Here is a 24,061-nt window from a genome sequence, read left to right on the forward strand (position 1 = left end):
TTGGAGGTGTGTAAATCGGGTAGTTACCGACAAAGATAAAATTAGATTCTGTTTTGCCGAGATCAGTTAATTTTCACTACTTACTGACTTTACTTCAAATAAAGCCAATCAAAATACCATTATGTCCAAATACATCGCCGCCATTGACCAGGGTACTACCAGCACACGCTGCATTCTTTTTGATCACAGCGGAAATATTATTTCCGTCGGCCAAAAAGAGCACGAACAAATTTACCCGCAGCCAGGCTGGGTGGAACATAATCCGGTTGAGATTTGGAAAAATACGCTGGAAGTGATCGCAATCGCGCGTATCAATGCATCGGCAACTGCGGCGGATATTGCGGCGATCGGTATCACCAACCAGCGAGAAACGACAGTGGTTTGGAATAAAAGAACAGGAAAACCTTACTATAACGCGCTCGTTTGGCAGGATACGCGAACGACGGAGCTTGTTGCAAAATATGAAAGAGAAGGCGGTTTAAACCAGTTCAGGGATATCACCGGGCTGCCAGTTTCGACCTATTTCAGCGGATTAAAATTAAAGTGGCTGCTCGATAATGTGGAAGGGTTACGGGAAGATGCAGAAAATGGCGAGGCGCTTTTTGGTAACATTGATACATTCCTGATCTGGCATTTGACAGGAAGTATGCAAAGCGGCATTCACGTTACTGACGTGTCCAATGCAAGCCGCACGCAGCTCATGAACCTGCGCACTTTGCAGTGGGACGCGAGCATGCTGGAAGCTTACCAGATCCCCGAAAAAATGCTGCCCGCCATTAAAAGCAGCAGCGAAGTGTACGGCCACGTGACCAACGAGATATTGCCGGGTGTGCCAGTAGCCGGTGACCTGGGCGATCAGCACGCCGCATTGGTTGGACAAACCTGCTTTGAGCCGGGAATGGCGAAAAATACGTACGGTACCGGCTGTTTTTTAGTGATGAATACGGGAAATGAACTGAAAACTTCTGAAAACGGATTGCTTACTACCATATCTTATCAGTTTGGTAATCAGCCGGTTCAATATGCATTGGAAGGTAGCGTGGCAGTAACAGGCGCACTGGTGCAGTGGGTTAGGGATAACTTGGGATTGATTCAAAAGAGCAGTGATATTGAAAGTCTGGCCAAAACCGTGGAAGACAACGGAGGCGCCTATTTCGTCCCCGCATTCTCGGGACTTTATGCACCTTACTGGCGAAACGACGCGCGCGGTGTAATCGCCGGATTGACCAGGTATGTCAATAAAGGCCACATTGCGAGAGCAGTTTTAGAAGCAACTGCTTACCAAACCGTAGACGTAGTGCGCGCCATGGAACAAGATTCGGGTATCGAGCTGGCTTCACTTCGCGTAGACGGCGGAATGGTTTCGAACCAGCTATTAATGCAATTTCAATCCGATATCCTTAATACCCAAGTAGTTTCGCCGGCCGTAGCCGAAACAACTGCTTTGGGAGCCGCATACGCCGCCGGACTTGCAGTTGGCTATTGGAAAAACACCGAAGAGCTTAAAAACAACTGGGCCATCGCCCACACCTGGAACCCCAATATGGAAGAGGAAAAGCGCAGCAGATTTTACAAAGGCTGGCAAAAGGCAGTGACAAAATCTTACGACTGGATGGAATGATCCCCGTGAAACCCGACTTTTTATAATCTTTCCAAACAACTGCCTTTCTTGCGCTATGTGGGCTTATGGCGTAACTTCGGGTCGCTAAATAAATTAGAGTTGCCTTATGCATACCCTCCATCTGAAAAAGCCCCTCGCTTTTTTTGATCTTGAGACCACGGGAGTCAATATTTGTCGGGACCGGATTGTGGAAATTTCAGTGGTCAAAGCTTTGGTAAATGGAGAAACCGAGATCCGGACCAGGAGAATCAATCCTGAAATGCCGATCCCGCTTGAAAGCAGCCTGATCCACGGGATATACGACGAGGACGTAAAAGATTCCCCGACTTTCAAAAGCATTGCCAAAAATCTTGCTACGTTTTTAGACGGCTGCGACCTCGCGGGGTTCAACAGCAATAGGTTTGATATTCCAATGCTCGTAGAAGAATTCCTGCGTGTAGGTGTCGATTTCGATGTTAAAAACCGGAAAATGGTTGATGCACAGCGCATCTATCACATGATGGAGCCTCGTAACCTGGCAGCTGCCTACAAATTTTATTGCGGCAAAACGCTCGAAAATGCGCACAGTGCCGAAGCAGATACGATCGCAACTTTCGAAGTTTTGCAAGGCCAGATCGCTAAATATGAAGGTGTTATCGTCACGGATACTCATGGAAAAGAAACCGAGCCAATCAAAAATGACGTCGGCGCGCTGCACGATCTGACAGCCTCGCGCGTGGTCGATTTTGCGGGCAGAATGGTGTTCAATGACAAGGGCGAAGAGGTTTTCAATTTCGGGAAACACAATGGTAAAAAAGTGGTGGATATCCTGAAAAACGAACCCTCATTCTTTGACTGGATGATGAAAGGCGAATTCCCGCTGGACACCAAGCGGAAACTGACAGAGATCAAGCTGAGGGGACTTACCCAGCGCTGATATAAACTTTCGAACTGGTTTGAGTAAGTAGTATTTATACCTATTTTTGCCGGAAATCTATTTTTGAATATTTAACAGAATATCCTATAAGGTAAATCTGATATGATTCCAAACCCTAATATTCCAGAGGTTAGCATACCGTCGGTTATTCAAAATATCCCTCTTCAACATTACCTGATCCTCAGTACTTTACTCTTCGTTATTGGTATCATCGGAGTTCTCACCAGAAGAAACGCGATCATCATTTTTATGTCTGTGGAGCTGATGCTGAATGCCGCGAACCTGCTGTTGATCGCTTTTTCTTCTTACAGATCAGATCCTTCCGGTCAGGTTTTCGTATTCTTTATTATGGCCGTTGCCGCGGCCGAAGTGGCTGTGGGGCTTGCTATTATCGTAATGATTTACCGCAATACCCGAAATACAGATATTGGTTTTCTCAATAAATTGAAGTGGTAGGTTTCCACCTGTAAATAATTATGTCTGCATCATTACTCATCCTGATTCCGCTATTGCCGCTCATCGGCTTTCTGATCAATGGAATCGGATTTAAAACAATACCCAAAGGAGCTGTCGGAATAATTGGTACGCTGGCTGTTGTGGCCAGTTTCGTTATTTCGATCATGACTTTCAACGATTTCATCGCATCAGGAAGTCAGCCCCTCGTGGTTCCCCTATTCGACTGGATTAACGTAGGCGATCTGCGCATTCCTTTTTCATTCCAGATTGATCAGTTATCGCTGTTAATGCTCATGATCATCACGGGCGTTGGCTCGCTAATCCACATTTATTCGATCGGCTACATGCACCACGACGAAGGTTTTGGCAAGTTTTTCGCTTACCTCAACCTCTTTTTGTTTTTCATGCTTTTGCTGGTGCTCGGGTCCAATTATGTGATCATGTTTATCGGTTGGGAAGGTGTTGGATTGTGTTCTTATCTGCTGATCGGATTTTGGAATAAAAACACAAACTACAACAACGCTGCCCGCAAAGCATTCATTATGAACCGCGTAGGTGATTTGGGCTTTTTGCTGGGTATCTTCACGATCATCGCCACTTTCGGTTCAGTCGAGTACACGGAAGTGTTTGCGCAGGCAAGCAGCTTTTCCCTTGAAGATCCCGTTATCGTCACGATTTGCCTCTTCCTGTTTATCGGGGCAATGGGTAAATCTGCGCAAATTCCGTTGTACACCTGGCTACCCGACGCGATGGCGGGACCGACCCCGGTTTCTGCATTGATCCACGCAGCGACGATGGTTACTGCGGGAATCTATATGGTGATCCGTTCTAATGTACTCTATTCACTCGCGCCTTCCGCACTTGAAATCGTAGGTATTATAGGTGGTTTGACAGCAATCTTCGCGGCTTCAATCGGTCTTTTACAAAATGACATTAAGAAAGTACTGGCCTATTCGACTGTAAGTCAACTGGGTTATATGTTTATGGGATTGGGCGCAATGGCGTATTCCGCTTCCATGTTCCACGTAATTACCCACGCATTCTTCAAAGCTCTGCTGTTCCTTGGTGCTGGTAGCGTAATTCACGCAATGTCCGACGAGCAGGATATCCGCAATATGGGCGGGCTGCGCAAAAAGCTGCCGATCACTTTTATCACATTCCTGATCGCAACGATCGCAATCGCCGGTATTCCGCCATTTGCAGGGTTTTTCTCCAAGGATGAGATTCTTGCGCACGTTTTTGAACACAACAAATTGCTTTGGGTTATCGGTGTGATCGGCTCGCTGATGACTTCCTTTTACATGTTCCGCCTCCTTTTTCTTACATTCTTCGGAACGTTCCGCGGTACGCACGAGCAGGAGCATCATTTGCACGAGTCTCCCGCTTCTATGACCATTCCGCTTGTGATCCTTGCTGTACTTTCGGCAGTTGGCGGATTTATCGGAGTGCCTGAGGCTTTGCACGGAAGCCACCATTTGGCCGAATTCATGAGCCCGCTTTACGACGCGGCCCGGCAGGCCAATCCAGCCGGCTTCGCACCTACTACCTTGTCTCACTCGGAAGAATACCTATTAATGGGCGTTTCAGTTGCTGTTGCACTTATTTCTGCGGTTGTAGCCTATGTGATGTATGTTCAAAAAGCCTCGGTACCTGCGCCTGACTCGGCAGAAAAATCCGGCTTGCAGCGACTGGTTTACAACAAGTATTATGTGGATGAAGTGTATGATACGGTTTTTGTTAAATCAACCAAAACACTTTCCAATATCCTGTACAGCTTTGGTGAATTCTTCATTGACCTTTTTGTAAATGCAGCTGTCAGGCTCACCAGCTTTTCGGCCAAAATGCTCAGAAAAACACAAACCGGCTCTACCGGTGACTACGTTTTCGCAATGGTACTGGGAATCGTCGCGATACTTTTCTGGAAGCTTTTACTTTGATTTATTAAAATCCGTTCACCATTCACTGCTGACCGTTGACTTAAAATATGCTTACTCTTCTTTTAATACTTTTACCGATTGCGGCAGGAATTATCACTCTCTTATCAGGGGAGCGTCTGGCCAAACAGGTTGCACTGATCGGCGGGCTTGCATCGCTTGGTCTGGCGATCTTTGTGTGGCAGCAATTTGATCCGATGGCAGGAACGCAGTTCGGTTTTAAATATGCATGGCTGGCTGCAAGCGGCATTTCATTCGCCGCTGGAATCGATGGTATCAGCCTGTTACTCGTGCTGTTAACCACTTTTCTGACACCACTGATCATTCTTTCCGCATTCAAAAACACTTACAAATCCACCGCCACATTCTATTCACTGATCCTTTTCATGGAATCGGCATTGATCGGGGTATTTACGGCTACTGACGCATTTCTATTCTATCTGTTCTTTGAAGCGGCGCTGATTCCGGTATATTTCCTTTCAGCAGTGTGGGGTGGCGAAAATCGTTTGAAAGTCACATTCAAATTTTTCATTTACACCATTTTCGGAAGCTTGTTCATGCTCGTTGCGCTGGTTTACTTATACTACCAGACTCCCGGCACACATTCTTCGGAAATCACTGAGTTTTACAGACTGCAGCTTATCCCCGGCGTACAAGGATTTATTTTCTGGGCATTCTTCATTGCTTTTGCGATCAAAATGCCGCTTTTTCCTTTCCATACCTGGCAGCCAGATACTTATACAGAATCCCCTACCCCGGCTACCATGCTGCTTTCGGGTATTATGTTAAAAATGGGGGTCTATGGTCTGATCCGCTTTTTGCTCCCTATTGTTCCTTCGGGAATGGAAAACTGGGGTTTAATGGCTATGATCCTTTCCGTAATTGGAATTATCTACGGCTCTATCATCGCGATCCAGCAAAGTGATATGAAGCGCCTCATCGCCTATTCGTCTTTTGCTCACGTGGGCTTAATGGCCGCGGGTGTATTCTCTTCTTCTTTAAATGGTTTGCAAGGCGCGCTGATACAAATGCTTGCGCACGGGATCAATGTAATAGGGCTGTTCTTTATTGTTGATATTATTTATTCAAGAACAAAAACGCGCTATCTGGATCAACTGGGCGGCATTTCGCAGACTTCGCCGCATTTGAGCGTGTATTTCATGATACTGCTGCTAGGTAGTGTGGCACTTCCGCTTACCAATGGTTTTGTGGGTGAATTCCTACTGCTTTCAAGCGTTTTTCAATACGATGCGATACTGGGCGCAATCGCCGGTCTCACGATCATTTTAGGCTCTGTTTATATGCTGCGGCTTTTTCAGAAATCCATGTTTGGGCCGAAGTCGAAGTGGGTGGAAGGTTTTCAGGACCTGACCGCCAGCGAGCGCGCTGTTCTTTTGCCTTTAATTATCATGGTTTTCTGGATCGGTATCTATCCAAGTACATTTCTGAAACTAACCGAACCTGCTGTAAGTCAACTTTTACAACTGGTAAATAACTAAGTATAAATATGTACCCCATTGTTTTATTATCATTTTTTGGAATCGTAACGCTCTTTCTGGGCTTTTCGAAATCAAAGAATATTCTTCTCCCGGCTACGCTGCTTTTCCTGATCATTGCCCTGGCCGGCAACTTTCTGGAATGGAACAAGGGACCATTATTGTACTTCTACGATATGCTTCGGGTGGATAATGTCACCCTTGCCTTTAACGGAATTATACTATTATCGGCTTTCATGATCTTCGCCATTTCCGGCGGTTTTCAGGATAATCCTGATTCAGAGCCTGCTGAATATTTTGGTTTGATGCTGTTCTCGCTGGTAGGCGCATTGATGATGGTTGGTTTCCAGCATCTGATCATGCTGTTTATTGGTGTTGAAATACTGTCTGTCGCGATGTATGTGCTCACCGGAAGCAACAAACGTAACCTGCGCTCCAATGAAGCTGCATTGAAATACTTCCTGATGGGCGCGTTTGCGACAGGATTTATGCTTTTCGGAATCACGTTGCTGTACGGCGCGACCGGCTCATTCAAACTCGAACAAATTCAGGGATTTGCCTCTAATATGCAGGTAGGTTCGGAATCATATATCCTCTACGCCGGCTTGCTTCTGCTGTTAATTGGTATGCTATTCAAAGTTTCAGCAGCCCCGTTCCACTTCTGGACTCCTGATGTATACGAAGGCGCGCCGACGATCTTTACAACTTTCATGTCGACGGTTGTTAAAACAGCAGGTTTCGCTGCTTTGTTCAGACTTTTAAGCGGATCTTTCACCGGAGTATACGGTTTCTGGTGGATTGTTATTGCGGCGATCGCGGTACTTACCCTACTTGTCGGAAACATCGGTGCAACCAGCCAGAACAGTTTCAAAAGAATGCTCGCCTACTCGGGTATTTCGCACGCAGGTTACCTTTTGATTGCATTAACTGCATTAAGCAAACCTTCGCAAAACGCGATTATTTTCTATTCCCTTGCCTATTCACTTTCTACGATCTGCGCATTTGGGGTATTAATGTTGGTTTCAAAGGAGAAAACAATTGGAGGTCAGCCGAACGAATATTATGATGCATTCAACGGTTTGGCCAAACAAAACCCGCTTCTTGCATTTGTGTTAACTGTTTCAATGCTTTCGCTGGCGGGTATCCCGCTAACAGCCGGCTTTTGGGGCAAATTTTTCATCTTCACAAGTGCTGCCGAGAGAGGAATTATTTGGATCACGGTTATCGCGGTTTTAATGTCGACGGTCGGTATTTACTATTATTTCCGGGTGATTATATCTTCTTATCTGAAAGAGGGTGATTTAGTAAAAATACGCGTTGCGCCGTTCTATAAGGTCATTTTAGTACTCGCTACGTTCCTGACAATCCTGTTTGGCCTCGCCCCGGGTATCTTCGAAGGACTGATTTAAAAGCTACAATGTTTGCTTAGTAGAAAGAGCTGCACGATTTGCGGCTCTTTTTTTGTTACTTCCTCCCGCTTCCTGCGTCTCAACGATATTTACGCACTAAAAATATCGTTGATGAAATCACCTGTTTCCAAAAAGCGCATAGACAGTAAGTCGGCTTTCGCCATTTTTCTGAAAAACCTATCCCGCGAGCCGATCTGTACTGATACTCAGAATTCTACCGGCCATATCGCAGACAAAAAAGTATTAATAACCGGAGCAGCCGGCTCGATCGGAAGTGAGCTGGCGACACAGCTTTGTCTCGATTCACCAGCGCTGCTGATTTTGATCGACCAGTCGGAAACTGCATTATTTGAGCTAGAAACGACAATAAGAAACGCATTCCCGGATATTCGAATCGAATTGTATGTAGCAGATATTACGGATCTGCACAGAATGGAAAGGATTATTTCGGCAATGCGGCCCCATATTATTTTCCATGCTGCCGCTTATAAGCACGTTGCTGTGATGGAAAAACATCCTTATGAGGCATTGAAAGTCAATTTCTTTGGTACTAAAATATTGGCCGATCTGGCATTAAAATATGCAGTAAGCTGCTTCCTGCTCGTTTCGACAGACAAAGCAGTGAGGCCGGCGAGTGTCATGGGCGCTACCAAGCGGCTCGCGGAGCTTTATATTCAGCACATTTACCTTACTTCACCCGGCACAACCCGGTTTATCACCACCAGGTTCGGGAATGTACTCGGTTCGAGCGGCTCATTCACCAACATCCTGCAAAGCCAGATTGAAAAGGGAGGGCCGGTGACCGTCACACACCCTTTCGCAACACGCTATTTTATGACCTCCCCGGAAGCCTGCCGATTGGTATTGCACGCGCTCGCCATGGGTGAAAATGGTGATATTATGTTCTTCGATATGGGCGACCGCGTTTCAATCGTCTCCATTGCCGAACAGATGATCAGTGCATACGGATTGCTACCGCACAGAGATATCGAGATGATATTCACAGGATTACGCCCGGGGGAAAAGCTTCACGAAGACCTGCTCAATGATAATGAGACTGTTAAGCCAGGCAGCCATTCCAAAACGAGAATAGCTGTTTCTGAACAAGTTCCCGCAGCTGCTTTTGAAGAAGTAACTTCATTACTCGAAGACATAATGCACCGTGGAACCGATTCACAAATCAGCGCCGCATTACGATATGTGTTCGTTTATCTGTCTGGTCAGGCCAACGCGGTGAATTCAATATTGAAACGCTCGCCAGTCAGGCAGTGATATTTATTTCTGAGGCAGAATTCCGTTCGTTTGCATCCAGTGTTTGCACCTTCCAAACCATTCTTCGAAAGTTGGGACTTGTAAATATCCGTGTTCTCCTTTGGAATAAATGTGCAGATCGGACGGAATACCTTTGGTATTCAATGCTTCATAAAACTGAATACTATTTGAAATAGGAACCACGGTGTCGTCGCCGGCGTGCGTGAGGTATGCCGGTGGCGTTGTGCTTGTTACCTGCAATTCGTTGGAGAAATATCTTACTTTCTCCATTGTCGGAGACTGGCCCAGCAAGTTGGCCGCCGAACCTTTGTGACCAATTTTTTCAAGAAAGCTGATCACGGGATACACCAATATCATGAAATCCGGGCGCAGACTTGTTTTCTTAGGATTATCGATAAAGCTGCTGTCATAGTGCGTACCGGCGGTTGCGGCAAGGTGCCCGCCCGCCGAGAAACCCATGATACCGACCTTTTTCGGGTCGACCTTCCACTCTGCAGCATTCTCCCGGACAGTTTTAATAGCTTGCTGCGCATCCTGTAATGGGCCGATGGACTTATCCTTCATAATTTCGTCGGAAGGCAATCGATATTTTAACACAATTGCAGCTACTCCGATTTTGTTGAGTTCTTTGGCAACCTGATACCCTTCCCGGTCGATCACCAGCACCCCATAACCACCTCCCGGACAAACAATTACTGCGGTACCGTTTGCAATAGCAGGATCTGGTAAAAAGACTTTGATCGTCGGCTTGGAGACATTTCTCACGATAAAATCCTTGATCGTTTCCTGATCCGGTGCATTGGTCGCATTGGGGATCTTACCGGGATAAAGAGGTATCTCTTTTTGCGCCCGCGCCGCCGGCAGAACTGTTGAAAGTAAGATCAGAGCAAATAAAAGGCTTCTCATTGATGCTATTGTAAAGCGCGATTTTGTAATAGGAATCATAGTCTTTTTAATATTTTTCTAATGCGATTCAAGGTTATTTATAAGTAACTTTCCGTTGATGTAATGCTATTACTACAATTTTGCAGACTTTTGCTTAGCTGGCGGAGCAGAATACAGAGTGAAGGCTTTAAATGCCGGAATATACCTTTCAGTTCAGATACGAGTGGTACAAAGTTTCTGGCAAAATTGTATCTATCAATGCCAATTGTCGGCTTGTTATTATATTAATATAATATTTACAAGAATATCAATTTGGCTATGTTACTTTACACACTGAACGAATTGAAAAAATAAGTAGTTTTGTAGAGTAACCAAATCATTCATTACTTTCTTCCTTAAGTGATAATTAGTACTCACAACTATTTTTTGCGTTACGAGTTTCATAATCGACAATCCACAACAGAATGAAATACCCAATACATGCAGAAGGCAGGTTTCAGTTTATCGATGAAGGGAAAGGCGAAACGTTTTTGCTTTTGCATGGACTTTTCGGTGCATTGAGTAACTGGGATGGTATTATTGATCATTTCTCCGATCGTTACAGGGTTGTTATTCCATTGCTCCCTATCTACGAGCTGCCTCCGCGAGAAGCGGGACTGGATGCATTGCTTCTGTTCCTCGAAGATTTTGTCGAATTTAAGAACCTGACAAATGTGACGGTGATCGGCAACTCGCTGGGCGGACATATCGGGCTTCTTTACACACTCAAAAACCAAAGTAACGTCAACAAGCTCGTTTTGACAGGAAGTTCAGGCCTATTTGAAAACTCAATGGGCGGCTCTTTCCCGAAACGCGGAAGCTACGACTATATCAAGGAACGGGTTGCTTACACTTTTTATGACCCCGCAGTAGCTACGAAAGACCTAGTAGACGAAGTTTTTGAGACAACTTCCAGCATTCCCAAATGCATGAGCATTGTTGGTATTGCAAAATCTGCGCAGCGACATAATTTGGCCAAAGATCTGCATGAAATTCAGGTACCTACACTACTGGTTTGGGGGTTAAATGACACCATTACTCCGCCTCACGTAGGTTATGAGTTCAATCGCCTGATCGCAAATTCCGAGCTTTATTTCATCGATAAATGCTGTCATGCACCGATGATGGAACATCCGGGAGAATTTAACGTTATCCTAGAGAGCTTCCTTGAGAAACAAGTATCCGTGCAGGTTGCATAAACCTCCGGCCGCAGAATTTCTTTAGGTGCGAAAGTTGATACATATATAGTTTTTTTATAGATTCGAAAAACGACGTTCCGAATATATGCTTGCCATTTCTCTCATAAATCCAATGATTCCCGTACTTAAACCGACTGATTCGGTGAGTACTGCATTGGACTGGATGGACGAATTTGGCGTTAAGCAGCTGATCGTTGCCGATATGGGCGTTTATGAGGGTATTGTTTCCGAAGATATCCTTTTTGAAATCCACGATACTTCGGAGATTCTTGCCCGCATCATCATTCAGCACAAGGATATTTTTGCTTCCGAAGACCAGCATCCTTACGAATTGCTGCGGCTTGTCAATCAGTTCGGGCTGCGCATTATCCCCGTTTTACACGACGATCGCACCTTTGCCGGAAGCATTCTGGCAAATGATCTGATCGAACATTTTGTAAACGAGCTGGGTGTTCAGGAAAAAGGCGCAGTACTTGTTCTGAAAATTGCTGAAAGGAGTTATTCCCTTTCCGAGATCAGCCGCCTGATCGAATCCAATGGCACCAAAATCCTGAGCAGCTATTATTCGTCAGGGGAAGTGTACGATCCTACTAATGAAGCGCGGCTTACTCTCAAGCTCAACCGCACGAATATTACCCCCATTATCGCGACGCTGGAACGCTTTGGTTATGATATTGAGGAAGCACATGCCAACGATCCGATCGAGAGCTTCGACCAGGAGCGTTTGGATATGCTTTTGAGATACCTCGCTACCTAGCCGTTCACTGGCTAATTGCAATCCTGCTTTTGAAACGGCCCGTTTGTCGCTTATCTTTCGGAAGGAACCATCTGTATTACTACTTTCTTCATGAAAATAGCCATTCATGGACGCAACTTTAATGAGTCCGCACGCCCGTTTATTGAAAACATGTTCAATGAACTTAAGCAACGGAAAATTGAAGTACAACTCTCCAAGCAATTTCGTGTTTTTCTCGACCAGATCGGTATTCAGCACCACTCGGAACTGGTTTATGAGCGGCCTGAGGAGCTGTTCGATGCGAAGCTGATCGTGAGTATGGGCGGAGATGGTACGTTACTTGAAACAGTGTCCCACGTGGGTAGAAGGGTAATTCCGGCGGTGGGCATCAATACCGGCAGGCTGGGCTTCCTGGCCACCGTACCTCCCGAAAGAATTGCAGATATGATCACTGCACTAGAAACGAATCAGTTCCGGGTCGACGAGCGTACATTGGTGGCGATCGAATCCAATCTGGACCTTTTCGATGGTTTGAATTTCGGTTTAAACGATTTTACGATCACCAAAACCGATACTTCCTCCATGATCACCGTACACACGTATCTGAATCACGAATTTCTGAATTCGTACTGGGCGGACGGTCTGATCGTATCGACACCTACCGGCTCTACGGGATACTCTCTGAGCTGCGGCGGGCCGGTGTTAATGCCTCACTCACAGAACTTTATCATTACCCCAATCAGCCCGCATAATCTCAATGTACGTCCATTGATCGTGGAAGATACCGCCGTGATCCGACTGGAAGTGAAGAGCCGGAGCAACAACTTCCTGGTTTCGCTGGACGCGCGGTCGACAATAGTGGATGAGAATACGCAGCTTACCGTAAAAAAAGCCGATTTTACCGCAAAACTGATCAAAATGAAAGATGACAGTTTTTTGAATACATTAAGGAGCAAACTTTCCTGGGGCCTCGACATGCGCAACTGATCATTAATCATCCTTCAATAGCTTTCTCAATGAAGTTACTGTACCACACTTTCGACCTCCATTTAAAACATACTTTTACCATTGCCCACGATTCGCGTGACATTCAGCAAACGCTGGTAGTGCAACTTGTGGAGGAAGATCTGAGCGGACTGGGAGAGGCTACTGCCAATCCCTATTACGGGATAACGATCGACAATATGATCGCGGCGCTCGAAAGTGTTAGGGATATAGTGGAAAAAGGGGATTATCAATCCGCTGAGGAACTTTGGCGTCTTGCGCACGCTGCATTAAGCTCCAATCCATTTGCACAATGCGCATTGGACGAAGCTGCTCATGATTATTTTGCCAAAAAGAATAACAAAAAACTCCACCAGAACTGGGGCCTCACCCTGCAAAATATCCCCCTCACCAACTTCACGATCGGCATTGATACCGTTGAAAAAATGGTATTAAAAATGAAAGAACTGCCTTGGCCGATCTACAAGATCAAACTGGGCACCGCTGACGATCTGCGCATTGTACAGGAACTGAGAAAAAATACAGAGGCTATATTTCGTGTGGATGCAAACTGCGCCTGGTCGGCTGAACAGACGATTTCTCTTGCGCCAAAACTTAAAGAGCTGGGCGTCGAGTTCATTGAGCAGCCTCTACCCGCCGATGATCTGGAAGGAATGAAAAGGGTGTTCGCAGAAAGTGCATTACCCGTGATCGCCGACGAAAGTTGTATTGTTGAAAGTGATGTAAAAAACTGCCACGGTCTTTTCCACGGCGTAAATATTAAGCTGACGAAATGTGGCGGACCCACTGCCGCAAAGCGAATGATTTCTGAGGCTAAGTCTTTGGGAATGAAAACAATGGTCGGCTGCATGACCGAAACGAGCGTAGGTATATCGTCAATCGCGCATTTGCTGCCGCTGCTGGACTATGTAGACATGGACGGCTCGCTGCTCATCAAAAATGATCCTGCCGAGGGAGTGAATTTTGATTTTGGAAAGGTTATTTTCCCTGAAAGAAATGGAAGCGGTGCAATTCTGAAATCTTCTCTGCACTAAATAAGTGGCTATATTCCATACAAATAAACTTCCCGGCCGGACTGTACAAACACTGGACGGAAAGGAATACCTGTGGTTCAGCGGCACAGACTATCTCGGAATGGCCTACAACTCCGACTTTCAATCCTTCCTGGAAGAAGGTTTTGAAAACTACGGAACGCATTTCGGCAGCTCAAGAAACGGCAGTCTCAGAGTCAGTATTTACAGCGAAGCAGAAGAAAGATTTGCGAACTGGCAGACTGCCGAATCCGCGCTGCTGATTTCATCCGGAATGCTTGCCGGCCAGCTGCTTATGCGGGAAATTGATTCGATAATCCATCAAATTGACAAGCCCGATCGCATTGCTTATCACTATGCGCCAAAAGTCCACCCGGCGATCTGGGGTACTGATTATCAGTCAAACACCCTTGAATGGAACGAGTGGGCAGCGGCTACCGTGACCAAGATCAATGCGGATATCTCGGGTACGCAGCATATCATCTGCTCCGATGCGATCGGTTCTCCCATGGTAGAGCAATTCGACTTTTCAATTTTCAATAAGATCACTCAGCCTGACAACTGCCGGTTTATCATCGATCAATCGCATTCCCTGGGCATTTTGGGCAAAAACGGTATTGGAATTGCTGGTCAGTTTGGTAGCTCACTTCGTTCCAGGATTGTTTTTGTTTCTTCTCTGAATAAGGCATTGGGAATACCAGCAGGCTTGATTTGGGGAGAAAGGAAGATCATAGACCTGTTAGGCAAGTCACCACTTTTCGCAGGCGCGTCGCCCTCGGCACCTGCCTATATATTCGCATTTAATAAAATGCTGGAAACTGGTTGCTATGCGAAGTCACGCGCGGAGCTGATGCAAAATATCAGCCACTTCAACCGGCAGCTTCAAAACGCGAAAAATCATTTCGTCACAATTCCCGCCTATCCCGTTCTCTACAACGTTAACCCCGCATTGTTCGATTTTTTGCTTGAAAGCGGGATTATGGCTTCCTGCTTTTCCTATCCCCTACCGACCGACCTGCCGGTTACCCGCATTGCGATTAGCGCGGCGCATCAAAAAGAAGACCTCGACTGGTTAGCCGAGGTCTGCAAACGCTTTATTTCCTGATTATCAGAATTCCGGATTACCTCCTAGTGAAGCCAAACGCTTCTCTTCACGCAATTTTTCGCGCTCCACTCTTGCGGCTACGATAATACTTACTTCATACAATACAAATAATGGTATCGCAACCAGTACCTGGCTGTAAATATCAGGAGAAGGTGTAATAACCGCGGCTACGATCAGGATCACGATAAATGAATGCTTCCGGTATTCGCGCATAAAAACGGGAGTCAGCACGCCAACTTTTGCCAGAACAAACACTACAATAGGTAACTGAAATGCGATTCCGCAGGCGAGTGTCAATGTGGCAACAAGCGAAATATACGAGGCAAGACTGAATTCGTTGATAATCGATTCATCAAGTGTATAATTCGCTAAAAAGTTGATCGCCAGTGGGCTAACTACGTAATAACCAAAAAGCACCCCGGAGAAAAACAGAAATGTCACGTAAAAGACAGCTCCACGGGCAGAGCGCCGTTCCGCTGGTTTAAGGCCGGGCTTAATAAACCGCCATATTTCCCAAAATGCATAAGGAAACGCGAAGATCAAACCGGCAATTACAGCAGATGTCATACTCATCGTAAACGAGTCGCCCATTCCGATCACCTGAAGTTTGAAATTCAAAGCTTTTACACAAAGCTCCTCATAACCAACTGCATCCCCCAGTTTACATAACATCCTGTAAGTCCAGAAATCTGGTCGTGACGGGGCAATAATTACGTAGTGGTAGATTTCTTTGATGTAAATAAATGCGAGAATGGCAAAAACAAGAATTGAACCTACCGCACGGATTACGTGCCACCTTAATTCTTCAAGATGCCCGATAAAAGACATCTCCTGGCCTTCTTCTTCCTCTTCTTTCTCAAAATCCTGGTCCAAGGGCATATTTTTAAACTATTACTAAAATTCTATCTACGTAAAAAACCAAAAACAGGATCATACTTGCTTCCCAAAAGCTAAAATTACCTAAAAAACCCGTCGAAGTATTCCGGCGGGTTTTTCTAACAAATTTTTCTGGTCAGATCAGTCCATTATAAATGGGTAATCTGTCTCGACATATACATCTGTGTAAGCTTCCTTAGGATCCGGGAATTCTGATTCCTCGGCAAACTGAACAGATTGTGCTACTATTTCTTTTACTTTTTTGTCAATTTCTTCTAATTCTTCCTCAGTCGCGAAGTTGTTTGAAGTAATCACCGAGCGGATCTGCTCGATCGGATCTCTGTGTTTGTACTCTTCAACTTCTTCTTTCGAACGATATTTCTGAGGATCTGACATCGAGTGACCACGGTAACGATACGTACGGAATTCAAGGAATGTTGGTCCGTCACCTTTGCGTGCACGTTCAGCAGCGCGGGAAACAGATTCGTGAATAGCTTCCACGCTCATTCCGTCAACAGGCTCAGAAGGAATATCGTAAGCTTCGCCCAGGGTATACAGTTCAGTTACATTGGATGACCGGGCTACCGAAGTTCCCATCGCATATCCATTGTTTTCAACCACAAAAATCACAGGCAGTTTCCAGCTCATCGCCATATTCAGCGCCTCGTGGAATGCACCTTGCCGAATTGCACCGTCACCGAAGTAGCAAATGCAAAGGTTGTCGGTCTTATTGTATTTCTCAGCGAACGCAATACCTGCTCCCAGAGGAATCTGAGCACCTACGATCCCGTGACCACCTACAAAGCCTTTTTCCTTATCGAAAATGTGCATAGAACCGCCCTTACCTTTGGTTGTTCCTGTCTTTTTTCCGTAAAGCTCAGCCATAATCGCATTGGGCGAAGTGCCCAGTGCCAGCGGAATACCATGATCACGGTAAGCAGTAATGTATTTATCACCCTCTTTAAGGGCAGTTACAGCCCCGGAAGAACACGCTTCCTGACCTATATACAAATGGCAAAAACCACGGATTTTTTGCTGACCATAAAGCTGGCCCGCTTTTTCTTCAAAACGACGCTGCAAAAGCATGTTCTCGAACCAGAACAAATAACGCTCTTTTGAATGCTGTAATTTTTTTGGGGCAGAAGATTTCTTTTTTTCAGTAACGGTGGCCATGTATTTGGTTCTCGTTTATAAAGACAGAACTTTGTCTTAATGTTATGGTTTGAACAGAGTCTGTTTTTTGCCGTACTCACGCAATGATTTGCGAAAATAAGCATAAACTAAATAACAAAGAAGTTCATGTGGCTAGAAAAGCTCCACCTTACATACTTTAAAAGTTATGAGGAGAAAGCCTTTACATTCGGTGAACATGTGAACTGTCTGGTTGGGGAGAACGGCAGCGGGAAAACGAATCTGCTCGATGCGATCTATTTTCTGACCCTTACCAAAAGTGCATTCCACAATCAGGACGCACTCGGCATTCGCCACAACTTCGATTTTTTCGTGATCGACGGTATTTTTAGTGACCGCCAGCGACATACTCAGATCACTTGCAGTTTTCAACGTGGTCAGCGTAAGGTTTTTATGGCTGACAAGAAAAACTACGAGCGACTGAGCGACCATATCGGCCTTTTCCCATTGGTATTGATCGCGCCCGACGATACCGACGTGATCCGTGAAGGAAGTGAAGAGCGGCGGCGGTTTTTTGATGGCGTTTTATCGCAGGCTGCGCCGGGTTATCTTGATGATTTTTTGAAATACAACAAGATCCTTAACAACCGGAATGGACTGTTAAAACTTTTCGCCGAGCGAAATTATCTCGACGAAGATCTGCTCGAAACTTATAATGAGCCGCTGATCGTACTTTCCCAGCGCATTTTCGAGCACCGAAATGCATTTATGCAACGTTTCCTGCCTTTGTTCCAAAAATATTATGCGTTTTTGAGTAGCGGAAAAGAGCAGGTAGATGTGATCTACGAAAGCGAAGTAGCCAGCCTGGATTTCGCAGCAGAGTTCAGAAAAAACCGCAGCCGCGACTTACATGCGCAACGTACTGGCAAGGGTATTCACAAAGATGAGTATGTATTTGAAATTGATGAAGTTACGCTCAAAAAATTCGGCTCGCAGGGACAGCAAAAGTCTTTTCTGATTGCCATGAAACTGGCGCAGTTTGAGTTACTAAAAGAAGAAAAAGGAAAAACGCCGATCCTGCTCCTCGACGATATTTTCGACAAACTCGACGACCGCCGCATTCAAAAGCTCATCGAACTGGTCGATACCGGCTTCCTGGGCCAGGTTTTCATCACCGACGCCCGCCCCGAACGCTCCCAAAAGATACTGGAAAATGTTAAGGCTGATGTTCGGTTTTTTGAGATTGAGAAGGTGAGGCCTAGCTAATTATTTTAAGCGCCTATTATCGCGGATATTCATCAATACAACCGTATTGTCAAAAACGGTATAGTACAGCGTTTGATGCTTTCCTAGAATAAATTCATGAACAGAACTAAACGTTCGATGCCTTTTACCCATGAATGGATATTCACTCAGCAAATCCAACTGCAATTTGAGTTTGTCAGTAAAATGATCCGCTGATTCAAATCCCCATTGATCATATAAATAGGAGATTATTTCGATATAGTCACTCCCTGCATCTGCCGTCCATTTAATTTCGTAAGCCACTCTTCGCCGTCTTTAAGTACTTGTTCATTCGGGATTAAATTTCCTTGTTGAGCTTGTTTTAAAGATTCTGTTAAGAGCCGGTTGAGTTCGGCAGGATCTATCTCGATCGATTCCGCATTTTGCTGTTCTACTAAACTATTGAGCATTTTCAACAGATCTTCCATTCTGTCTTCGTCAATTTCTTTAACGATCCGAATCGCTTCCGCTCTATGTTCTGATGTTGACATATCCTAGCTTTGACAGTGTATTATAAAGTTAACTGGATAAAAACAAAAATGCCAGACTTACACCTGGCATTTTTCTAACGGTAAACTCCTACATACTACACATACTTCGGACTAAGCTCTTTCGCCTGCGCTACGAACTCTTTCACTTTCTGCTCTTCGTCTTTTTTGCAAATCATCAGAACCCCGTCATATTCGGCAACGATATATCCGTCCAAACCACTGATTACTACCAGTTTGTCTTTTGGTGTTTTAATGATTGAGTTGGTTGTATTATAGAGTAACAGATTTCCGTCTGTTACGTTTTCATTTTCATCTTTTTCCGAAACTTCATAAAGCGACTTCCAAGTTCCGAGGTCGGACCAGCCGAAGTTACTTAGTACAACGTGCACGTTATCAGCTTTTTCCATAATCGCATTGTCGATGGAAATACTGCCGCAATGCGCGTAAGCCCGTTGCACGAATGAATCTTCCGTTTCCAGGTAATAGTGATTATTTCCTCCTCCAAAAATATCCGCAATCTCAGGCTGAAATTCAACGAGCGCCTTTTTAAATGCATTGATATTCCAGACGAAAATCCCGGCATTCCAAACGAAATCACCACTATCCAAAAACTGCAATGCAAGCTCTAAATGTGGTTTTTCGGTAAATGATTTCACTTTTTTTACTGTCAGCTTGTCGGGGATATATTGAATGTAACCGTAGCCGGTATCAGGGCGCGTCGGCTGAATTCCAAGCGTAACCAGAATATCTTCATTCCGCGTCGCTCCCAGAGCCACTCTGATCGTGTCTTTAAAATTATCTTCCTTTAATATGATATGGTCGGCTGGCGCTACTACAACATTGGCATTCGGGTTGCGGGCCGCGATCTTGTAGCAAGCGTAAGCGATGCAGGGCGCAGTATTACGCCTGTTTGGTTCCAGCAATATCTGATCGTCAGTCAGCGTAGGAATCTGCTCTTTGACAAGTTCTTTATATTCCTGACTTGTAACAATATATACGTTCTCTATCGGGCAAACACCATTAAACCTTTCCACCGTCTGCTGCAAAAGCGTCTGGCCGGTGCCCAGCACATCATGAAATTGTTTCGGGAAATCGGTCCGACTGAAAGGCCAGAATCTGGTTCCTACTCCGCCGGCCATGATAATCACATAAGTATCCTGCATTATAAAAGCGATTTGTATAAGCGTTAAGTAAAGCTCTTCAAAACTAGTGATAAACGGCCAGTATGCCCGGCCCGAAAAGTCAAAAACATCTTCAAAATTAGCAGAAGGCGCGTTTACAGGTTTAAGCAGCAGATTTTCATGCAAATCACAAATTTAAGGTTTAATAACAACAACAGTTTTTTTACTAATATTTATTACAACATTCCAAGAAAAACTTGTACATTAAACTAAAAACAGCGCACTTTAAAATTACTCCCACTATGAAGAAAAATTTTACTGTTCTAAAAACTTTACTGCTGGCTATTTGCCTGGCTTCCAATGCGTTCGGCCAGATCACCCTGCAGGGTAAGGTTACCGAATCCTCGACTGGCGATCCGCTGGCCGGTATCAGCATTCAGATCAGAGGAAAGGTAACCGGCACGATCACAGACAATCAGGGAAAATTTAATTTAAATACAACCTCAAATCCGCCGCTCACTCTAATGATTTCTTCCGTCGGTTTTCAAACGCAGGAGATTAACGTCACTTCCGGTCAGACTAATCTGGATATCAAAATGGTGGAGCAGGTAACCCTGGGCGAAGAAGTGGTGGTATCTGCCTCCCGCGTGGAAGAATCTGTGATGCAATCACCCGTAGCAATCGAAAAAATGACCCTCCGCGATATGCGCGACACACCTTCTGCAAATTTCTACGACGGCTTGAATAACCTAAAAGGTATCGATATGGCCACGCAGGGATTTTTGTTTAAATCTATCAATATGCGCGGCTTCGGCAGCACAGGAAATCCCCGGACAGTCCAGATGATCGATGGAATGGACAATCAGGCACCGGGACTCAATTTTCCGCTCGACAATATCATCGGTATTCCTGAACTCGATGTTGAAAGCGTAGAAGTGTTACCAGGCGCAGCTTCCGCTTTGTACGGGCCCAATGCAGTAAACGGATTGATTTTACTTAATAGCAAAAGCCCGTTTTTATACCAGGGATTAAGTGCAAGTGTAAAGAGCGGAATCATGCATGAAGAGAACAGATCGAAAGCTACGACACCCTTCGTAGACGCTACAATCCGCTATGCCAAAGCATTTAACAACAAAATTGCATTTAAAACGAGCGTATCCTTTATCCGCGCGCAGGACTGGGAGGCGACAAACTATTCTAATCTCAATGTGGGCGGAAACGCGGATCCGGCCCGCGGCGCTGGTACTGCGCTCGATTACGATGGGGTGAATGTATATGGAGATGAAATTCAGACGAATATCAATGCAGTAGCTCAATCGCTCGCAACGGCGGGAAGCATTCCACAAGGCGCTGTTTCGCTGGTGCCCAACACTTTTGTGAGTCGCACCGGTTACCTGGAAAAAGATCTGGTGGATTATAAAACGAAGAGTTTTAAGGCGAATGCAGCCGTGCATTACCGGATTAATGAGAAGATGGAGGCAGTGGCGCAGGTGAATTACGGATACGGAACTACGGTATATACCGCAACCGGCCGCTACGCGCTACGAGATTTCAATTTAATGCAGGCGAAGCTGGAACTGCGCGGCGATAATTTTACAGTGCGCGCCTACACAACCCAGGAACGCTCTGGTAAATCTTATTTATCCGGGCTCGCAGCAGTTGGTATGCTTTCCGATTTTAAGCCGAATAATGTTTGGTTTGGTCAATATGTGGGTGCATTTGCTACGGCCCGCGCGGCTGGCACCTCCGAGGCTGAATCTCACCTGCTGGCGCGGCAAACTGCGGACGCAAATATGCCACAGCCAGGTTCAGCCGCATTTACGCAGCTTTTGGATAAATATAGAAATATGCCGATTGGAAACGGTGGGGGCGGTTTTGCAGATAAAACCAACCTTTATCACGCAGAAGGATTTTACAATTTTAAAAACCAGATAAAGGTGGTGGAAGTGCTCGCGGGCGCAAATTTCAGGCAATATCAGCTGCGCTCGGCAGGTACCTTGTTCGCCGACCAAAAGGAAGGGCGCTCGGGTACTATTCCTATTAATGAATGGGGCGCATTTGTGCAGGCAGGTAAAAATTTGCTTTCCAATCACCTGAAACTGACCGGCTCGATCCGCTATGATAAAAATGAAAATTTCGCAGGCCAGTTCACACCGAGGGTCTCGGCAGTAACTTCTTTCGGCGACAATCATATCCGGCTTTCCTATCAAACCGGCTTCCGCATTCCCACTACGCAAAACCAGTATATCGATCTGAGAACTCCGGCCGGAACATTAATAGGCGGCTTGCCTGAGTTTGACTCCCGTTACGGTCTCTCGAATGGAATTTTGCGGCAGAATTTATCCCCACAGGCAATATTACAGGTAATTAACAGCGACCCAACTATTATCGAGAAGGCCACAACTTATGCGAAAGCAGTAGTGACCCAGCAGGCTACCGCGGCTATTACGCAGGCTGTTACTGCGCAGGTGACAGCTGCCGTGAACCAAGCGGTTGCCGCCGGCCAGATCCCGAACGAGCCGGCTGCGATTCAAGCTGCGGTTACGAATGGGGTGAACGGTGCACTTCCGGGCGTGCTTTCTTCGCAGCTTCCCGGCATTTTGGCGGCGCAGGTTCCGGGCCTCGTCCCTACCCTAGCACAAGCCTACGCACTGGAAAAATTGCCCAAATACAAACCAAGGAAACTGGCGCCCGAGCGCATTGCCTCTTACGAAATCGGCTATAAAGGAGTGATCGCGAAAAAGCTGTTCATCGACGCCTATTATTATGTCAGCCAATACAAAAACCTGATTGGCGGCGCTGTGATCGTGGTTCCTACTGCGGCGGCGGCACCTGGACTGCCTGTTGAATCTGGAATAGGTGTCGGGAATTTCAATGGATATTCGAGAGTAGTGAATACGACAGAAACGATTACTACGACAGGCTTCGCACTTGGTTTGAACTACGCTTTACCCAAGGGTTTTAATGTAGGTGGTAACGTGGCAAACAATGAGCTCAGGAATTTCGAACCGTCGCCGGAAGTGCAATATTCGCAGTTCAATACGCCCAAATACCGCTATAATTTGAGTTTTGGGAAAAGGATTACGAGTAGCAGTACATTTGGTTTCAATGTAGTGTACCGGTATCAGCAGGCATTTTTGTGGGAATCGAGTTTCATTTTACCGACTACTACCGGCGTCCCGATATTCTCTAATACCCGGGTTCCGGCGATTAATAATCTCGATGCGCAGGTGAGTTACAAGGCCGCGCCTATCAAATCGATCATTAAAGTAGGCGCGACCAATCTTTTTGGAAAATCATACATTCAAGCGTACGGAAGCCCGAATATCGGTTCTACTTATTATGTGAGCATCACTTTTGACGAACTGCTGAATTAATACGTTTACTTTTCTCCGTAAGCAAGGTCCCCGGCGTCGCCCAGCCCGGGGACTATATAATATTGTTCATTCAGTTTCTGATCGACAGCACCGAGCCAGAGCCTGCATTGCGGCATTCTGTTTTGTAAAAACTCCACACCTTCCGGGCTCGCTATTACAGAGGCAATATGCGTTTGCGAAGGAATACCGAAGCGAAGTAATGCGTGATACACTTTTTCCATCGACCGCCCGGTAGCCAGCATAGGATCAATCAGGATCAGGATTTTACCGGTCAGGTCCGGGCTGGTGATATAGTCCATTTCAACCTCAAACTCCTCTTCCTCATTAATATGGTGTCCCCGGTACGCGCCGATAAATGCATTGTCGGCACTATCGAATATATTGAGAAACCCCTGATGCATCGGAACGCCGGCACGAAGGATCGTCGCCAGAACGATGGGCTGCAATAACGATCGCGAAGGCGCTGTACCTAGCGGTGTTTCCACTTTGGCTGGCCTGAATGTGAGCGTTTTCGATAATTCGTAAGCAAGCAGCTCCCCCATCCGCTCCATATTCCGCCTGAATCTCATCCGGTCTTTCTGAATATTTACATCTCTCAATTCGGCCAGATAGTGATCGGCAATGGAAGGTTTCTGGGTCAATAAAAACATAGGATCGTTAGTTTTTCAGCTGCTCCA

The 24,061-nt window shown here is 45.7% G+C and carries 21 protein-coding genes; 14 read left to right on the top strand and 7 right to left on the bottom strand.

Translation table 11 applies throughout. The features are described from left to right. The first annotated feature begins 121 nt into the window (after window positions 1-121). The 7 genes from glpK to LZG94_RS21470 all read left to right on the top strand — a co-directional run bounded on the left by glpK (window position 122) and on the right by LZG94_RS21470 (window position 9,104). On the top strand, window positions 122-1,621 hold the full coding sequence (gene glpK, locus LZG94_RS21440) for a glycerol kinase GlpK (RefSeq protein ID WP_233793794.1): 1,500 nt from the start codon (window positions 122-124) through the stop codon (window positions 1,619-1,621). Window positions 1,622-1,727: 106 nt separating this feature from the next. Continuing rightward, window positions 1,728-2,537 carry a 3'-5' exonuclease gene (locus LZG94_RS21445; RefSeq protein WP_233793795.1) on the top strand — a complete coding sequence of 270 codons (810 nt, stop codon included), beginning with the start codon at window positions 1,728-1,730 and terminating at the stop codon, window positions 2,535-2,537. A 102-nt stretch (window positions 2,538-2,639) separates the two neighbouring features. Then, complete coding sequence (gene nuoK, locus LZG94_RS21450; protein ID WP_255700693.1) at window positions 2,640-2,993, top strand: NADH-quinone oxidoreductase subunit NuoK; 354 nt, start codon at window positions 2,640-2,642, stop codon at window positions 2,991-2,993. Between the two features lie 20 nt (window positions 2,994-3,013). Further along, entirely contained in the window at window positions 3,014-4,930 is a 1,917-nt protein-coding gene (gene nuoL / locus LZG94_RS21455; RefSeq protein ID WP_233793796.1) for an NADH-quinone oxidoreductase subunit L, read from the top strand. A gap of 47 nt (window positions 4,931-4,977) precedes the next feature. Further along, the gene (locus LZG94_RS21460; RefSeq protein WP_233793797.1) at window positions 4,978-6,426 is read left to right on the top strand and encodes a NuoM family protein; all 1,449 of its coding nucleotides are present in this window, start codon (window positions 4,978-4,980) and stop codon (window positions 6,424-6,426) included. Window positions 6,427-6,434: 8 nt separating this feature from the next. Beyond that, window positions 6,435-7,832: an NADH-quinone oxidoreductase subunit N gene (locus LZG94_RS21465; RefSeq protein ID WP_215235127.1), complete on the top strand. Its 1,398-nt coding sequence runs from the start codon at window positions 6,435-6,437 to the stop codon at window positions 7,830-7,832. A 111-nt stretch (window positions 7,833-7,943) separates the two neighbouring features. Beyond that, on the top strand, window positions 7,944-9,104 hold the full coding sequence (locus LZG94_RS21470) for a polysaccharide biosynthesis protein (RefSeq protein WP_233793798.1): 1,161 nt from the start codon (window positions 7,944-7,946) through the stop codon (window positions 9,102-9,104). Window positions 9,105-9,107: 3 nt separating this feature from the next. Here LZG94_RS21470 and LZG94_RS21475 read toward each other — a convergent pair whose 3' ends face one another. Beyond that, a complete protein-coding gene (locus LZG94_RS21475) occupies window positions 9,108-10,010 on the bottom strand; it encodes an alpha/beta hydrolase (protein WP_233793799.1) in 903 nt (300 codons plus the stop codon). 443 nt (window positions 10,011-10,453) lie between these two features. Between LZG94_RS21475 and LZG94_RS21480 the strand changes: the two genes are divergently transcribed. The 5 genes from LZG94_RS21480 (at window position 10,454) to LZG94_RS21500 (ending at window position 15,104) form a co-directional block, all read left to right on the top strand. Continuing rightward, window positions 10,454-11,227, top strand: coding sequence for an alpha/beta fold hydrolase (locus LZG94_RS21480; protein ID WP_233793800.1), 774 nt, complete (start codon window positions 10,454-10,456; stop codon window positions 11,225-11,227). Window positions 11,228-11,312: 85 nt separating this feature from the next. Next, window positions 11,313-11,984, top strand: coding sequence for a CBS domain-containing protein (locus tag LZG94_RS21485; protein WP_233793801.1), 672 nt, complete (start codon window positions 11,313-11,315; stop codon window positions 11,982-11,984). Window positions 11,985-12,074: 90 nt separating this feature from the next. Continuing rightward, the gene (locus tag LZG94_RS21490; RefSeq protein WP_233793802.1) at window positions 12,075-12,950 is read left to right on the top strand and encodes an NAD kinase; all 876 of its coding nucleotides are present in this window, start codon (window positions 12,075-12,077) and stop codon (window positions 12,948-12,950) included. A 29-nt stretch (window positions 12,951-12,979) separates the two neighbouring features. After that, window positions 12,980-14,002 carry a dipeptide epimerase gene (locus LZG94_RS21495; RefSeq protein WP_233793803.1) on the top strand — a complete coding sequence of 341 codons (1,023 nt, stop codon included), beginning with the start codon at window positions 12,980-12,982 and terminating at the stop codon, window positions 14,000-14,002. 4 nt (window positions 14,003-14,006) lie between these two features. After that, window positions 14,007-15,104: a pyridoxal phosphate-dependent aminotransferase family protein gene (locus LZG94_RS21500; protein ID WP_233793804.1), complete on the top strand. Its 1,098-nt coding sequence runs from the start codon at window positions 14,007-14,009 to the stop codon at window positions 15,102-15,104. 3 nt (window positions 15,105-15,107) lie between these two features. On the opposite strand, the gene tatC is transcribed toward LZG94_RS21500, so the two are convergent. Together tatC and pdhA are read right to left on the bottom strand one after the other, a co-directional pair. Continuing rightward, window positions 15,108-15,983, bottom strand: coding sequence for a twin-arginine translocase subunit TatC (gene tatC, locus LZG94_RS21505; protein ID WP_215235135.1), 876 nt, complete (start codon window positions 15,981-15,983; stop codon window positions 15,108-15,110). A gap of 138 nt (window positions 15,984-16,121) precedes the next feature. Then, window positions 16,122-17,153: a pyruvate dehydrogenase (acetyl-transferring) E1 component subunit alpha gene (gene pdhA / locus LZG94_RS21510; protein WP_215235136.1), complete on the bottom strand. Its 1,032-nt coding sequence runs from the start codon at window positions 17,151-17,153 to the stop codon at window positions 16,122-16,124. Window positions 17,154-17,279: 126 nt separating this feature from the next. Here pdhA and recF point away from each other — a divergent pair, with 126 nt between their 5' ends. Then, on the top strand, window positions 17,280-18,377 hold the full coding sequence (gene recF / locus LZG94_RS21515) for a DNA replication/repair protein RecF (protein ID WP_233793805.1): 1,098 nt from the start codon (window positions 17,280-17,282) through the stop codon (window positions 18,375-18,377). Here recF and LZG94_RS26585 read toward each other — a convergent pair whose 3' ends face one another. The 3 genes from LZG94_RS26585 to LZG94_RS21525 form a co-directional block, all read right to left on the bottom strand. Further along, window positions 18,378-18,659 carry a type II toxin-antitoxin system RelE/ParE family toxin gene (locus LZG94_RS26585; RefSeq protein ID WP_409013338.1) on the bottom strand — a complete coding sequence of 94 codons (282 nt, stop codon included), beginning with the start codon at window positions 18,657-18,659 and terminating at the stop codon, window positions 18,378-18,380. After that, a complete protein-coding gene (locus tag LZG94_RS21520; RefSeq protein WP_233793806.1) occupies window positions 18,605-18,886 on the bottom strand; it encodes a hypothetical protein in 282 nt (93 codons plus the stop codon). Before LZG94_RS21520 ends, LZG94_RS26585 begins: the two co-directional genes overlap by 55 nt. A gap of 95 nt (window positions 18,887-18,981) precedes the next feature. Further along, window positions 18,982-20,049, bottom strand: a complete 1,068-nt coding sequence (locus tag LZG94_RS21525) for a mannose-1-phosphate guanylyltransferase (RefSeq protein ID WP_215235220.1) — start codon at window positions 20,047-20,049, stop codon at window positions 18,982-18,984. Between the two features lie 260 nt (window positions 20,050-20,309). On the opposite strand from LZG94_RS21525, the gene LZG94_RS21530 reads away from it, so the two are divergent. Further along, entirely contained in the window at window positions 20,310-23,384 is a 3,075-nt protein-coding gene (locus tag LZG94_RS21530) for a carboxypeptidase-like regulatory domain-containing protein (protein WP_233793807.1), read from the top strand. A gap of 5 nt (window positions 23,385-23,389) precedes the next feature. Here LZG94_RS21530 and upp read toward each other — a convergent pair whose 3' ends face one another. Then, the gene (gene upp / locus LZG94_RS21535) at window positions 23,390-24,034 is read right to left on the bottom strand and encodes a uracil phosphoribosyltransferase (protein ID WP_215235141.1); all 645 of its coding nucleotides are present in this window, start codon (window positions 24,032-24,034) and stop codon (window positions 23,390-23,392) included. Between the last annotated feature and the right edge of the window lie 27 nt (window positions 24,035-24,061).

Source organism: Dyadobacter sp. CY343, from assembly GCF_021390335.1.
Taxonomy (GTDB): domain Bacteria; phylum Bacteroidota; class Bacteroidia; order Cytophagales; family Spirosomataceae; genus Dyadobacter.